Consider the following 14,742-nt stretch of genomic DNA (forward strand, 5'->3'; position numbering starts at 1 on the left):
CATGCGCAGGCGCACCCTGTTGGCGGGGGCGGCGGGCAGCCTGATCGCGGGAGGCGTCACTCCGGCCTTCGCGAGCGGCCGCCGTGTGCTGCACGTCCGCCCCGGCGACTCCGTACAGGCGGCCGTCAACGCCGTGGACGGCCCCGGCCGGACGATCGTCGTGCACCCGGGAACGTATCGCGAGGTCGTCCAAGTCCCGGCCGAGAAAGCCGAGTTGACGATCCGCGGCGCCACCCGCGACCCCCGTGACGCCGTCATCGTCCACGACAACGCCAACGGCACCCAGAAGCCCGACGGCTCGGGCACCTACGGCACCGCGGGCTCCGCCACCTTCACCTCGGCGGCCCCCGGCCTCACGGTCCGCGACCTGACGCTCGCCAACGACTGGCTGCGCGCCGACCACCCCGACATCACCGGCACCCAGGCGGTGGCGTCCTACACCTACGGCGACCGCACCCACTTCGACAACGTCCGGCTGCTGGCCCACCAGGACACCCTCTTCGTCGAGACCACCGCGCTCACCACCTTCGACCGGCAGTACTTCCACCGCTGCTACATCGAGGGCGACGTCGACTTCGTCTTCGGGCGGGCCACGGCCGTCTTCGAGGACTGCCACTTCCACACGCTCGCACGGGACGTGGACTTCACCCCCAAGGGCATGGTCTTCGCCCCGTCCACCGCCCGCGCCAACCCGTACGGCATCCTCGCCGTCCGCTCCCGCGTCACCTCCGCCGCCGAGGACGGGGCGTACAAGCTGGCGCGGCCGTGGGTGCCGTCGTACGAGACGACCGCGTGGCCCTCGCTCGTCGTGCGGGACACCCGGATCGGACCAGGCATCGACGCGGCGGCGCCGTACACCAACATGCGGGAGACCCATCCCTGGCAGACCATGCGGTTCCGGGAGTTCCGGAACTCGGGGCCGGGGGCGGCGATCACCGTGCCGGCGAACCGGCCCCAACTGGCCTGCGAGGAAGCCGGATCGCACACGAAGAGGACGTATCTCGGCGACTGGCGGCCCCATGCGTAGGGCGGCTCCCGTACTCGCAGCGCTGGCTCTGCTGCTGGTGCCGGCACCGGCGTCCGCCGCCGACCGGGCCCCGGTCGGCTGGGGCGCCGGCACCACCGGCGGGGCGGGCGGCCCGACCTGGACGGTGCGCACCCGCGCCGAACTCAAGGAGGCCCTCGCCAACGACGGCGACCCCACCGCGCCCAAGGTGATCCGGGTCGTCGGGGACATCGACGGCCATGAGGCGGACGACGGTTCGCTGCTCGGCGAGCAGGACTACGCGCCCGGATACGACCTCGCGAAGTACATGTCCTGCTTCGGCGAGGACGGCAGCACCTGGTCCGACACCCGCCACGACTACTGCAAGCGGCAGCGTCAGCTCCGGCAGACCGGGTCCAACCAGGAGAAGGCGCAGATCCAGCTGACCGTGCCGAGCAACACCACGCTCGTCGGCGCCGACGACGACGCCCGCCTCCGCGGGGTCTTCCTGACCGTCAACACCGGCACGAACATCGTCGTCCGCAACCTCCACCTAGAAGCACCCGTCGACCACTTCACCAGCTGGTCGCCGGACGACGGCACCCGGGGCAGCTGGAACGCCCGCTTCGACGCGCTGACCGTCATCACCGGCAAGAACATCTGGATCGACCACTGCACCTTCACCGACGGCCGCTTCCCGGACCGCGCGGCACCTCCCGGCTTCCACGGCGAACGCGTCGGGCGCCACGACGGGCTGCTGGACATCGAGGACGGCTCCGACTTCATCACCGTCTCCGACAGCCGGTTCACCGACCACGACAAGGCGCTGCTCATCGGGTCGGGTGACGGACGCGGCGACCGCGACCGCGGGCACCTCAAGGTGACCTTCCTGCGGAACCTCTTCACCGACATCGTGCAACGCGGCCCCCGTGTCCGCTTCGGACAGGTGCACGTCGTCAACAACGTGTACGTGTCCCGGGGCCGGACTCCTCTCTACGCCCTGGGCGTCGGCGTCGAGTCGGCCCTCCACTCCGAGCGCAATGTCTTCCGCTACGACCCCAGCCTCGCCGTCGCCCCCTACGGAGGCGAGCACTTCCACGACACCGGCTCCTGGGCCAACGGCCGTCCGGCCCGACTGAACACGGTGGCCGCCGGCCTCGGACTGACCGACGACGTGGACTGGGACCCGGCCGACGTCTACGACTACCGGCCGCTCACCTCCGCCGCGGCGGTCGAGCGCCACGTCCTGACCCACGCCGGCACCGGGAGGCGGTATGCGCGGCCATGACGCCTTCGGGCGACGGGCGTTCGTGGTGGGCGCAGGCGCGGCCATGCTGGCCGGGGGAGCGGTGAGTCCCGCGCGGGCCGGGGTCGTGGACGGCCCGCTGCCCGACTTCCACCCGGCGCTCAAGGCACAGCTGAACTTCCCCCTCGCCTGGGGCACTTCACCGGTGCGCGACTTCAGGGCCTGGCGGCGCGCGGCCCGCGCCAAGGTCGAGGAGCACCTCCTGGTCGACCGCGAGGACGGGACGCCGTACGACCCGGAATTCCTCGAAGGACCCCAAGACGGCGTCTGCACAAGGGAGTTGGTCACCCTCTCCCTCACGCGCCACGAACGCGTCCGCGCCGCCCTGCTCACCCCGCGGGGACCCGGGCCGTTCCCCGCCGTGCTGCTGCTCCACGACCACGGGGCGAAGTTCGACATCGGCAAGGAGAAGCTCGTCCGGCCCTGGTACGACGACACCCGGCTCGCCTCCGCGCGGACCTGGGCCGACACGTACTTCAGCGGCAGGTTCGTCGGCGACGAACTGGCCCGGCGTGGCTATGTCGTCCTGTGCGCGGACGCGCCCGGCTGGGGCGACCGGGGCCCGCTCGCCTACGACCAGCAGCAGGCGCTGGCCTCCAACTTCTACAACCTCGGCTCCTCGCTCGCCGGACTCATGGCCCGCGAGGACGCCCGTGCCGCCGGCTTCCTGGCGGGCCTCGACCGCGTGGACGCGCGCCGGGTCGCGGCCCTCGGCTTCTCCGTGGGTGCCTACCGCGCCTGGCAGACGGCCGCGTTGACCGACGACATCGCGGCGGCCGCCGCCGTCTGCTGGATGACCGGCCTGAAGGACATGATGGTGCCCGGCAACAACACCCTGCGCGGGCAGTCGTCGTACTACATGCTCCACCCGGGGCTTCCCCGGTTCCTCGACTTCCCCGACGTGGCGAGCATCGCCGCACCCAGGCCGATGCTCTTCTTCGACGGCGGGCTCGACCCGCTGTTCCCCGCCGGCGGCGTCCGCGTGGCGTACGACAAGCTGCGCGCCGTCTGGCGCTCCCGCCACGCCGAGGAGCGGTTGCACCTCAGGACCTGGCCCGAGCTCGGCCATGTCTTCGTCGACCGCATGCAGGACGAGGTCTTCAGCTGGCTCGACACCGTCCTGTGACCGTCCCCCCGTGAGTCCCCCCACCGTACGACGAAAGGATCCGCACCCCATGTCCCGTCGTACCGCTCTCGCCTCCCTGGCCGCCCTCACCCTGGGCGCCTCCCTGGCCGTCCTCCCCACCCAGGCCCAGGCCGCGACCGTGGTGGTCAGCAACTCCACCGACCTGGCCAACGCCCTCAAGAACGCGACCGCCGGCACCGTCATCCAGGTCCGCGGCGGCACCTGCTACCCGACCGCCACCCTGCAGTCCACCGCCAACGGCACCTCGTCGTCGCCGGTCACGCTCACCGCGTACGGCTCGGAGACCGTGAAGATCGACGGCTCGAACCTCCCCGACGGCGACTGGATCCTCAAGCTGACCGCCGACTACTGGAACGTCTCCAACATCACCTTCCAGAACTCCCCGGACAGCGCGGTCGTCTGCCAGTCCTGCACCGGCACCAACTGGAACAACATCAAGACCATCAACGGCGGCGACTCCGGCTTCACGCTCACCGGCGACGGCACGGTCAACAACACCGTCCGCAACATCGACTCCTACGGCCACTACGACGCGGCCAACCACGGTGAGAACGCCGACGGCATCGCCGTGAAGTTCGGCTCCGGCACCGGCAACCTCATCACCGGGGCCCGCCTCTACAACAATTCGGACGACGGTCTGGACTTCTGGTCCTTCTCCTCGCCCGTCACCGTCGAGCACACCTGGGCCATGGGCAACGGCAGGAACCGCTGGTCCGACTCGGCCTTCGCGGGCGACGGCAACGGCTACAAGCTGGGCGGCGACGGCGAGACCGTGGCCCACGTCATCAACAACTCCGCCGCCTGGGACAACGCCGGCAACGGCTTCACCGAGAACAGCAACAAGGGCGCGATCGTCATCAACCGGACCACGGCGTACGCCAACGCCAAGTGGGGCTACTACTTCGCCACCGGCGCCGCCCGCCTCGGCAAGAACCTGGCCGTGAGCAACGGCGGCGGCCAGGTGAACAAGGGCTCCTCGGTGGTCTCCGCCGGCAACAACTGGGACTCCGGGATATCGACCCCGGCGTTCCGGTCCACCAACGCGTCGAGCACGTACAACGCCCGCGGTTCGAGCGGGACCCTGCCCGCGACGACGTTCCTGACGACGGGCAGCACCACCATCGGAGCGACGATGGACTGATCCGCCCGGGGAAGTGTGAGGCCCGTTCGTCCTTGAGGCAGGTAAAGATCGGGCAACGGGTCTCGCGCTTTGATGTGTGACGCGCGTAGAAATCTGTGCATGCATAAACCACTGCGTATCGCGGCCGTCACCGCCGCCTGCGCCGTCGCCGGTGCCGCCCTGTACGGCACCGGCGCGGCCACGGCCGGCCAGTCGACCGCGAACAGCACCCACGAGCCCTACAACATCGGGCTGCTGACCAAGGACATCGACACCTACTACGGCACCACGCTCGACGCGAACGGTGTGTACCAGGCGTCCAAGGACAGCCCCTACGCCAAGGACCTGGCGAGTATCGACAGGGCGGCCCGGAAGTACATCGACAAGGCGGCCCGCAAGGCGCTGCACAAGGGCGAGAAGCCGGCCGTCGTCTTCGACATCGACGACACGCTGCTGCTCAGCCTCGACTACGAGAAGAGGACCAACTACACGTACGACGGCACCACCTGGGCCGAGTACGTGAACAAGGCCGACCGCCCGGCCGTCTTCGGCAGCCCCGAACTGGTGCGGTACGCCGAGTCCAAGGGTGTCGAGGTCTTCTACAACTCGGGCCTGAGCGAGGCACAGCGTTCCGCCGCCGTCGAGAACCTGAAGAAGATCGGCGCCGAGGTGAACCTCGACGCCGGTCACATGTTCCTCAAGGACAAGGCGAACCCGCCGGCCTACCTCGCCGAATGCGCCACGCCGGGCACCTGGAACTGCACGACCGTGCAGTACAAGTCCGGTACCCGGCAGCACATCGAGGACGACCTCGGGTACGAGGTCATCGCCAACTTCGGCGACCAGTACAGCGACCTCGACGGTGGCTTCGCGGACCGGACGTACAAGCTGCCCAACCCGACGTACTTCGTAGGCTGAGCGTCACCGCCGTACCGGCCTGATCCCCTCCAGCGTCGGCACCACCGGCTCGATCGTGCCGTCGGCCGCGAACCTCATGCGGTCGATGGTCGTCTCGCGGTGCATGCCGTCACCGCCCGGCTTCCCGGGGCCGTTCAGGGCGAACCGGTGGTAGACGGCGTACCAGTCGTCGGTGCCGGGGGCGTTGACCACCGAGTGGTGACCCGTGCCGAGGATCCCGTACTCCGGGCGCTTCTGCAGGATCGTGCCCCGCTTGGTCCACGGGCCGAGCGGGGACGGTCCCGTGGCGTAGGCGACGTGGTAGTTCTCGCTGCGGGTGTCGTCCTCGGACCACATGAAGTAGTAGGTGCCCTTGCGCTTGATCACGAAGGAGCCCTCGCGGAAGTTGTCCGGGGTGATGTCCCGTACCTTCGAGGCGTCGTAGGACACCATGTCGTCGTTCAGCGGGACCACGTACCCGTGCCCGTTGCCCCAGTACAGATACGACGTCCCGTCGTCGTCCGTGAAGACGGCCGGGTCGATCATCTGGCCCTTCAGCGAACCGCCCTTGGCGACCAGCGGTTTGCCCAGCGCGTCCTTGAACGGGCCCGCCGGGGAGTCGGCCACCGCCACGCCGATCTGCTGCTCGGCGCAGAAGTAGAAGTAGTACTTGCCGTCGCGCTCGGCGATCGCCGGGGCCCAGGCGTACTTGTCGGCCCAGGAGACGTCCGGACCGAGATCCAGGATGACGCCGTGGTCCTTCCAGTGGACCAGGTCCTTGGAGGAGTACGCCTTGAACCGGGTCCCGCTCCAGCCCTGGAAGCCGTCGGTCGTCGGGTAGATCCAGTACTCGCCGTTCAGGTAGTGCACGTCCGGGTCGGCGTTGAGGCCGGGCAGCGTGGGGCTGCTGGTGCGCACCGCCTCGACCGTCCAGGTGCGCCTGGTGCCGTCCGCGGCGGTCACCGTGTACTTCTGCGGCTTGCGGAAGTCGCGCCGGGTGCCGGAGCGGGGGCTGACCGTGGCGCCCTCGCCGACCCACAGCTTCGGGGCGAGGCGGGAGAGGTCGGCGCCCGGCCGCATCGGGAGCACGACCTTCGCGGCGCTGTCCGTGACGATCGCGTACCCCTGCTGGTCCTTCGCCGTCGCGTCCACGACCGACGCGGGGTTCGCGGGATACGCGGCCAGCAGCCGGTCGTACTCCGCCTGCGTCACCGGGATCACCGTGCCGTGCCGGGGGCTCGCGGGCAGCTGGTAGTTCTGCGAGGGGGTCCACTTGCCGGAGTCGAGGTCGGTGGTCTCGAAGGGGACGTAGCCGCGGCCGCCGTACTCGTCGACGAACAGGTACCACTTCTCCTCGGTGTTCGACTTGAACACCGTGGGACCCTCACCGCGCTCCATCGCGCCGCTGCCGACGCAGTCGGCCACGAAGTCGTACTTGGTCGAGGTCAGCGTCGTCGACTTCTCGGCGGTGATGAACTTCGAGCAGGGCGAGCTGGAGGACGGGTCGCGCTCGTCCTTGGTGTACCGGTAGTACGTGCCGTCGTGCTTGACGACGGTGGAGTCGATGACGGAGTAGCCCGGGTCGTCCCAGACCTTCGGCGCGCTGAAGGTGCGGAAGTCCTTCGTGGTCGCGTACAGCATCTTGTTGTACGTCGATCCGGTGTGGTCGGGGTCGTCGTCGGCGTACAGCTTCGACGCCCAGAAGACGACGAACTCACCGAGGCTGTCGTCCCAGTAGGCCTCCGGGGCCCAGGTGTTGCCCGCGCTGTCGGGGGAGACCTTCACCAGGCGCTGGTCTGTCCAGTGGACCAGGTCGGTGGACTCCCAGACCATGATGGACTTGCTGCCGTGCCGCTGGACCTGGTCCCAGCTGCCGCTGCTGTTCTGGTACATCCGCAGGTCGGTGGCGATCATGTAGAACCTGTCGCCCTCGGGGGAGCGGATCACGAACGGGTCGCGCAGCCCCTTCTCGCCGGTCGTGGAGGTGAGGACCGGCTTCCCGGCGTTGAGCTCGCGCCAGTGCAGCGCGTCGTTGCCGCGGCTGAGGGCGTAGCGGATCTGCTCGCCGTCCGCGGTGCCCTCGCCGGTGAAGTAGGCGAAGAGGTAGCCGGCGTACTTGGGGTTCTTCACGGGTGGTGCTCCGGAGTTCGCGGTACCGGCGGTACCGGGCGGGGCGGTGAGGAAGGCGAGAAGCAGCGAGAGACAGGCGACTAGGAGGATTCGTGGGCGCATGCCGCTCCTGTGGAGTGTGGGGGTGTGGGGGTTCCTGTTGGGTCGTGTGCGCCTGAGGAGTCTCACCAGTGGGAAACAGCACGTCAATCGGTGAGTGCGAGATGAGGGCCGACGAAACTTTCGCTGGCTTTCGGTGGGGCGCGGCAACCTTCCCGGGCATGGCGGCGACCGGATCTCAGAAGCGGGCCGGAGCGGCCCCTCCGGCCCGCTTCGTCCTCATCGGCCCAGGAAAGGAACCAGCCGTGCGCCTGAGCACCGGCCGTCATCGCAGGACCCGTACGCTCTCCATCGCCGCGGCGATCGCCGTGGCCTCCGGAGCGGGCGGCGTCTACCTCGGCCTCTCCGAAGGCGGCGCCCAGGCGGCCTCGACGACGGTCACCGTGTCCAGCACGGCCCAGCTGGAGTCGGCCGTCGGGAACGCGGCCGCCGGTACGACGATCCAGGTCCGCGGCGGCACGTACACCCCGGCGGCGACCCTCAAGTCCACGGCGAACGGCACTGGTTCGGCGCGGATCACCCTGCGGGCGTGCGGCGGCGAGAAGGTGAGGATCGACGGGTCCAGGCTCCCCGACGGGTCCTGGCTGGCCGGCATCTACGGCGACTACTGGACCGTCCAGAACCTCACCTTCCAGAACTCCCCGGCTCAGGGGTTCGTCGCCACGTCCTCCGTCGGCGGTGTCTTCGAGAACCTCGTCACCGCGAACAACAAGGACTCCGGGTTCACGCTGCGCGGCGACGGTACGACGGACAACCTCGTGCGGAACCTGGACAGTCACGGCAACTACGACCCGGCCGGGCACGGGCAGAACGCCGACGGGATCGCCGTCAAGTTCGGCTCCGGGACGGGGAACCGGATCACCGGAGCGCGCCTGTTCGACAACTCCGATGACGGTCTCGACCTGTGGCAGTTCTCCTCGCCGGTCACCATCGAGCACACCTGGGCCTTCGGCAACGGCAGGAACCGCTGGGGCGACGCGGCCTTCGAGGGCAACGGGAACGGGTTCAAGCTCGGCGGCGGGGGCGCCTCGGTGGCCCATGTCGTCAACAACGCCGCGGCCTGGGACAACACGCTGCACGGCTTCACCGAGAACTCCAACACCGGGGCCATCGCCCTGAACCGCAACACCGCGTACGCCAACGCCGAGACCGGCTTCTACTTCGCGACCGGCAAGGCGCGACTGGCCCAAAACCTCGCTGTGGGCAACAAGAACGGGCTGTCCGAGGTGGGGTCGTCCACGGTGAACGCGGCGAACAACTGGGACGCCGGTGTCCCGACTCCGGCCCTGCGGTCGAAGGACGCCACCGCGGCGTACGGGGCGCGCGAGGCGGACGGCTCGCTGCCCGCGACGACCTTCCTGACGACGGGCTCCACCACCATCGGCTCGACGATGAACTGACCCCCGGGACACGAGCGAACGCCCCGCCGGTCGTCACCGGCGGGGCGTTCTGTTCTGCTGACCGAGGGGGGCTCAGATCAGCAGGTCTCTGGGGCTCCGCTCACTGGTACGTGATGTCAGATGACGAGAACCTGCAAGCGGTTCCATCAGGGCCGGTGCCGAGCTCCTTCGGCTCCTTGCCGCTGCTGTTGCCCTCGAAGCGGGTGCAGGTCCTGATCTTCTTTCCGCTGTCGCCGTGGACACGGATCTTGCGCAGCGCGGCCGTGTCGCCGTAGTTGGAGTTGACGCCGACGATCGAGTTGCCGGGCGCGGTGACGTCCACGTCGTTGATGATGATCGAGCGCCTGTACTGCGTGGAGCAGTTGCCGCAACTGCGCACCAGCTTGCCGAAGTTCTGCACCTGGAACTTGGAGACGACCAGTTTCCCGGCGCCGTTGAACTGGAGCACCTTGTCGGCGGCGTTCCTCGCACCGCCGCCGTACACCGTGTACACGGCGGACGACGACTTGCCCTTGAAGGTCGCGGCGTCCTCACCGACGTCCAGCCACCACACGTTCTGGAGTGTGCAGGAGCCCTTGCAGTGGACGCCGTCGGCAGCCGGGGTGCCGATGATGACGTTCTTGAGGACCGCGCCGTCGGCCAGTTCGAAGATCGGGTCCTGGCCTTCCTCCTGGCCGCTGCCGCCCAGGTCGCCGGAGCCGTAGAACTTCGTGAGCCTGCCGTCGTACGTGCCCGACACCGGGATCGTCTTCGACACCGGCTTGCTGTCCGTGGGCGTCGGCCAGGAAGCTGCCGCACTGGCCGACGACACTAACGACGTGGTGGTGACGAGGGCCGCGCCGGTGATGCCGAGGGCGGAGATTCCGGCGATCAGCGCCCCGCCGTCCGGTGACCTTGCGGCGGTGCCGGACGCGCTGTTCGGTCTGTGCTGTCATGGACCGGTTCCTTGCGTGGAGGGGGGATCCTTGCGTTTTCTGGTCGCCACGCGTGAGGAAAGGGTTGCCGGTCCTGCGGATTCCCCCTACGAATCCCCGTCGGCTGCCGAGTCGTTGTCGTCGTGCGGCGTGAAGTCGCCCGCCACGGAGAGCTGTTCGCCGCCCGCCGTGCCCGTCATCGCATAGCTGTCGCCCTGCGCGTCCCGCCCGCCGCGCTCATGGTCGTACTGCCCCGCGAAGACCCACTCGCCCTCGCGAACCGTACGGCCGTCCTTGAGCACCCAGGTGTAGACGAGGAAGCCGTCCTTCTCCTCGACGGTGAGGGTGAAGTCGTCCTCGGGCAGCGAGCGCCAGGCGCCGGTCGAGGTGACCCCGCCGGTCTGCGCGATCTTCAGCCGGACGGTGAGCGCGGTGAGCGGCTCACCCGTCTTCAGGGTCAGGTTGCTCTGCGCCCAGAAGTCGTTGCTGTGCGGGTCGACCGATCCGTCCGACCACAGCGGGCCGTCCTTCTCGCCCCGGGCGGCGGGCGGCGCGGCGGGGGCGGTCGGCTGCCGTGTCGGCGCCCCGGTCGTCTCGCGGGACTCCGGTGTGTCCTCAGGGGTGGGGTCCGCCGGCGGGACCGGGGGACGGCTCGTGGCGTGCGGGGACGGGGTGGGCGTCGGCGAAGTGGCCACCGTCTGCTGCGGGGTGTCCTCCTTCACGGCGGACGCCACCGCGTATCCGCCGACCGCGAGCACACCGGCGACCGCGGCCGTGGCGGTCACCACCCGGGCCCAGCCGTACACGGGCGGACGGGTCGCGCGGTGGTCGGGGCGGTTGTGCCCGGACGGATCGGCCATGCCGCGCTCGATGCGGGCCAGGATCCCTTCGCGGTGGGGCTCGTGCGCCTCGGCCGCCTCGTGCAGCCGGGCGCGCAGTTCGTCGTGCACGTCCCGCCGCATCATCGGTTCCTTCCTCCGGCGCCCCCGGTGCGGGCCATCGCCGCCGCATGCACCTTGAGCGGGGCGCCCCGCGTCCCGAGCAGCCGTTGCAGCTCGGCCATCCCCTTCGAGGTCTGGCTCTTCACCGTACCGACCGATATGCCCAGGGCGAGCGCGGTGTCCTTCTCGGAGAGGTCGAACGCATGCCGCAGCACCACACAGGCACGTTTGCGGAACGGAAGTCTACGCAACGCCTCCTGGACGTCGACGACCCCCGCCACATCCGGGTTCTCGGTCTTCTCCTCGCGCTGCGACCAGAACAGGGCGACCCGCCGCCGCTCCCGGACCGCGCTGCGGATCCTGGTGCAGGCCAGGTTGGCCACGACCCCGCGCGCGTACGCCACCGGATGGTCGGCCGCGCGGACCCGGTCCCAGCGGTGCCACAGCGCGAGCAGCGCGTCCGCCGCCAGATCGTCGGCGGCATCGGCCTCGCCCGTCAGCAGATGGGCCAGGCGGGAGAGTTCGGCATAGTGGCGCTCGAAGAAGGCGTGGAACTCCACGGAGGCGGCGTCGTCGACGACTGTGCCCACGGGCGACTCCTCCTGCCTGAGGGTGGCATGTGAATGACGTGTGTGTTTCCGGCGATCATTTCGAGATCATCCGGCGAGGTCCGGAAGCGTAGCAGTGATCGAATCCCCTGTTCGTTCGGGACTTCGAACGTGGTGTGGTACGCCGCACGTGAACAGCACTGATTCCGTAACACGGAGAAAACCTGAACCGCGTTCAACGCGGGAACAATCCAGCCAGCATCCGCACACCGGCCCGTCAGGCAGCAAGGAGCAACAAGTCATGTCCGAGACCCAGAAGGTGGCCGACCGGTCGAGCACCCCGCCACCAGGCGTGAACAGCGTCGACCGGTACTTCAAGATCTCCGGCCGGGGCTCCACCTTCGCCCGTGAGGTACGCGGCGGCTTCGCCACGTTCTTCACGATGGCCTACATCCTTGTCCTGAATCCCATCATCCTGGGCAGCGCGAAGGACAAGTTCGGTCACCAGCTCGACGCCGTCCAACTCACCACCGCCACCGCCCTGGTGGCCGCGGTCATGACGATCATCATGGGCGTCGGCGGCAACCTCCCGCTCGCGCTCGCCGCCGGGCTCGGCCTGAACGCCGTGGTCGCCTTCCAGATCGCGCCGTTGATGTCCTGGGACGACGCGATGGGCCTGGTCGTCCTCGAGGGCCTGCTGATCTGCGTGCTCGTGCTCACCGGTCTGCGCGAGGCCGTCATGCACGCCATCCCGCAACCGCTCAAGCAGGCGATCAGCGTCGGTATCGGCCTGTTCATCGCCTTCATCGGCTTTGTCGACGCCGGGTTCATCACCCGCGTCCCGGACGCCGCGAACACCACCGTGCCGGTTCAGCTGGGCGGCACCGGCACGCTCACCGGGTGGCCGATCCTCGTCTTCTGCCTCGGGGTTCTGCTGACGATCGCCCTGCTCGCCCGCAAGGTGAAGGGCGCCATCCTGATCAGCATCGTGACCATGACGGCGCTCGCGATGATCATCAACTCCGTGGCCGACATCAAGACCTGGGGCCTGACCACACCCGCCTGGCCCGACAAGGTGGTCGACACCCCCGACTTCGGACTCATCGGCGACTTCAGCCTGTTCGGCGCGTTCGGCGAGACCACCGCCATCACCGTCGTCCTGCTGATCTTCACGCTGGTCCTGTCCGACTTCTTCGACACCATGGGCACGGTCGTCGGCATAAGCGCCGAAGCCGGTCTCCTCGACGAGCAGGGCAAGGTGCCCAACATCGGCCGGGTGCTGCTGGTCGACGGCGTCGCCGCGGCCGCCGGCGGTGCGGCCTCGTCGTCCTCCGCGACCTCCTACATCGAGTCGGCGGCCGGCGTGGGCGAGGGCGCGCGCACGGGCTTCGCCAACCTGATCACCGGTGGTCTGTTCGGGCTCGCCCTGTTCCTGACCCCGCTGCTCACGATCGTCCCGCTGCAGGCGGCGGCGCCCGCCCTCGTCGCCGTCGGCTTCCTGATGATGACCCAGGTCAAGCACATCGACTGGGACAGGTACGAGATCGCCATCCCGGCGTTCCTGACGATCGCGGTCATGCCGTTCACGTACTCGATCACCAATGGCATCGGGGCGGGCTTCGTCGCCTACGTGGTGATCAAGACGGTGCTGGGGAAGGCGAAGGAGATCCACTGGCTGCTGTGGGGAACCTCGGTGCTGTTCCTGGTGTACTTCGCCATCAACCCGATCGAGCAGGTCCTGGGCGTCAAGTAGGCCCCTGGCCCGTCAGTCCTTGAGTGCCGCCTCCATCATCTTCCTGGCCACGGGGGCGGCCAGCCCGTTACCGCTGACCTCCGAACGCTCCGCGTTCGACTGCTCCACGATCACCGCCACGGCGACCTCCTTGCCGTCGGCCTTTCCGTAGGACGTGAACCAGGCGTACGGCGTCTTGCTGTTGTTCTCGCCGTGCTGGGCCGTGCCCGTCTTGCCGCCGACCGTCGCGCCCGCGATCCGGGCGTTCGTGCCGGTGCCCTTCTCGACGACCGTCTGCATCGCCGACTGGAGCTGCTCGGCGGTGTCGGAGCTGACGATCTCCTCGGTGTCGGCGGCGTCGTCGTAGTTCTCCAGGACGTCGCCGCCGCCGTCGGTGATCTGGGACACCATGTGCGGCGAGACCAGCTTGCCGCCATTGGCTATGGCGGCCGACACCATGGCCATCTGGAGCGGGGTGGCGGTGACGTCGAACTGGCCGATGCCGGTCAGGGCGGTCGACGCCTCGTCCAAGTCGGAGGGGTACACGCTGGTGTACGCCCGCACCGGCACGTCCTGCTCCTTGTCGTTGAAGCCGAACTTCTCGGCCATCTCCCGGACCTTGTCCTGACCCAGGGCGACGGCCATGCTCCCGAAGACGTTGTTGCACGAGTACTGGAGCGCCACCCGGATCGAGGCGTTCTCGCAGGGGGCGGACGGGTTCTCGTTCTCCAGCTTGTCGCTCGACTGCGGCAGCGGGTACGGGTTCGGGCTGTCCGTCCGCTCGTCCACCGACGAGTACAGGCCGTCCTCCAGCGCGGCCGCGGCCACGACCAGCTTGAACGTCGACCCCGGCGGCAGCGGCTGGCGCAGCGCGCGGTTCGTCATCGGCTTGTCGGAGTCCTTGGTCAACTGCTTCCAGGCGTCCCCGTCGCCCGTGGTGATCCGCGACGGGTCGTACGACGGGGTGGAGGCGACCGCCAGGATCTTCCCGGTGGTGGGGTCGATCGCGACGCCGGCGCCCTTGTTGTCGCCGAGCGCGTCGTACGCCGCCTTCTGCACGTCCGGGTCGATCGTCGTGATCACGTTGCCCGGGTCGGCCCGCTTGTTGGTGACGGTGTCCAGCACGCTCTTCAGGCGGATGTCCGTGCCGTCGAGCAGGTCCTGGTAGACGCCCTCCAACTGCGTCGCCCCGAACGCCTGCGAGCTGTAGCCGGTGACCGCCGCGTACAACGCGCCGTCCGTGTACGTCCGCTTGTAGGCGAGGTCGCCGCTCTTCGTCCGCGCCGAGCCGGTAACGGCCTTGCCGCCCACGACGATGTTGCCGAGCGGCTCGCTGTACAGCGCGATCGAGTTCCGCCGGTTCTGCTTGTCGTCCGCGAGTGCCTGGCCTTCGTAGAACTGCACCCAGGTCGCCCTGACCAGCAGAGCGAGAACCATCAGCAGCGTGAAGACGGACACCCGCCTGATCGTCTTGTTCATCCCACTCCGAAGGACGATCGGGATCGGGGTAATCGTTCCCTTGC

Annotated in this window: 11 protein-coding genes and 1 pseudogene; 7 read left to right on the forward strand and 5 right to left on the reverse strand. The window is 69.0% G+C overall.

What is annotated here, in order from left to right; all coding sequences use genetic code 11:
- Position 1: 1 nt before the first annotated feature.
- The 5 genes from ACFU95_RS19440 (at position 2) to ACFU95_RS19460 (ending at position 5,476) form a co-directional block, all read left to right on the forward strand.
- Positions 2–1,027 (forward strand): pectinesterase family protein, encoded by a 1,026-nt coding sequence (locus ACFU95_RS19440; RefSeq protein ID WP_383828815.1) that lies wholly within the window; start codon positions 2–4, stop codon positions 1,025–1,027.
- Complete coding sequence (locus tag ACFU95_RS19445) at positions 1,020–2,273, forward strand: polysaccharide lyase family 1 protein (protein ID WP_383828817.1); 1,254 nt, start codon at positions 1,020–1,022, stop codon at positions 2,271–2,273. Before ACFU95_RS19440 ends, ACFU95_RS19445 begins: the two co-directional genes overlap by 8 nt.
- A complete protein-coding gene (locus tag ACFU95_RS19450; protein ID WP_383828819.1) occupies positions 2,260–3,417 on the forward strand; it encodes a dienelactone hydrolase family protein in 1,158 nt (385 codons plus the stop codon). The genes ACFU95_RS19445 and ACFU95_RS19450 overlap by 14 nt, the downstream gene beginning before the upstream one ends.
- 49 nt (positions 3,418–3,466) lie before the next feature.
- The gene (locus ACFU95_RS19455; protein WP_383828821.1) at positions 3,467–4,579 is read left to right on the forward strand and encodes a pectate lyase; all 1,113 of its coding nucleotides are present in this window, start codon (positions 3,467–3,469) and stop codon (positions 4,577–4,579) included.
- 99 nt (positions 4,580–4,678) lie between these two features.
- Positions 4,679–5,476 carry an HAD family acid phosphatase gene (locus ACFU95_RS19460; protein ID WP_383828823.1) on the forward strand — a complete coding sequence of 266 codons (798 nt, stop codon included), beginning with the start codon at positions 4,679–4,681 and terminating at the stop codon, positions 5,474–5,476.
- A 3-nt stretch (positions 5,477–5,479) separates the two neighbouring features.
- Here the strand turns inward: ACFU95_RS19460 and ACFU95_RS19465 are convergent, their stop codons facing one another.
- Positions 5,480–7,687, reverse strand: coding sequence for a family 43 glycosylhydrolase (locus tag ACFU95_RS19465; protein WP_383828825.1), 2,208 nt, complete (start codon positions 7,685–7,687; stop codon positions 5,480–5,482).
- A 242-nt stretch (positions 7,688–7,929) separates the two neighbouring features.
- Between ACFU95_RS19465 and ACFU95_RS19470 the strand changes: the two genes are divergently transcribed.
- A complete protein-coding gene (locus ACFU95_RS19470; RefSeq protein ID WP_383828827.1) occupies positions 7,930–9,084 on the forward strand; it encodes a right-handed parallel beta-helix repeat-containing protein in 1,155 nt (384 codons plus the stop codon).
- 100 nt (positions 9,085–9,184) lie between these two features.
- Here ACFU95_RS19470 and ACFU95_RS19475 read toward each other — a convergent pair.
- The 3 genes and pseudogenes from ACFU95_RS19475 to ACFU95_RS19485 form a co-directional block, all read right to left on the reverse strand.
- Positions 9,185–10,019: pseudogene (locus ACFU95_RS19475) on the reverse strand (pectate lyase).
- Positions 10,020–10,105: 86 nt separating this feature from the next.
- Positions 10,106–10,963: an anti-sigma factor gene (locus ACFU95_RS19480; RefSeq protein ID WP_383828829.1), complete on the reverse strand. Its 858-nt coding sequence runs from the start codon at positions 10,961–10,963 to the stop codon at positions 10,106–10,108.
- Entirely contained in the window at positions 10,960–11,529 is a 570-nt protein-coding gene (locus tag ACFU95_RS19485) for a SigE family RNA polymerase sigma factor (RefSeq protein WP_383828831.1), read from the reverse strand. Before ACFU95_RS19485 ends, ACFU95_RS19480 begins: the two co-directional genes overlap by 4 nt.
- A gap of 259 nt (positions 11,530–11,788) precedes the next feature.
- Between ACFU95_RS19485 and ACFU95_RS19490 the strand changes: the two genes are divergently transcribed.
- Entirely contained in the window at positions 11,789–13,240 is a 1,452-nt protein-coding gene (locus ACFU95_RS19490) for an NCS2 family permease (protein WP_383828833.1), read from the forward strand.
- 12 nt (positions 13,241–13,252) lie between these two features.
- On the opposite strand, the gene ACFU95_RS19495 is transcribed toward ACFU95_RS19490, so the two are convergent.
- Positions 13,253–14,698, reverse strand: coding sequence for a peptidoglycan D,D-transpeptidase FtsI family protein (locus tag ACFU95_RS19495; protein ID WP_383828835.1), 1,446 nt, complete (start codon positions 14,696–14,698; stop codon positions 13,253–13,255).
- Between the last annotated feature and the right edge of the window lie 44 nt (positions 14,699–14,742).

Origin of the sequence: Streptomyces sp. NPDC057623 (assembly GCF_042800355.1) — a bacterium.
GTDB lineage: Bacteria > Actinomycetota > Actinomycetes > Streptomycetales > Streptomycetaceae > Streptomyces.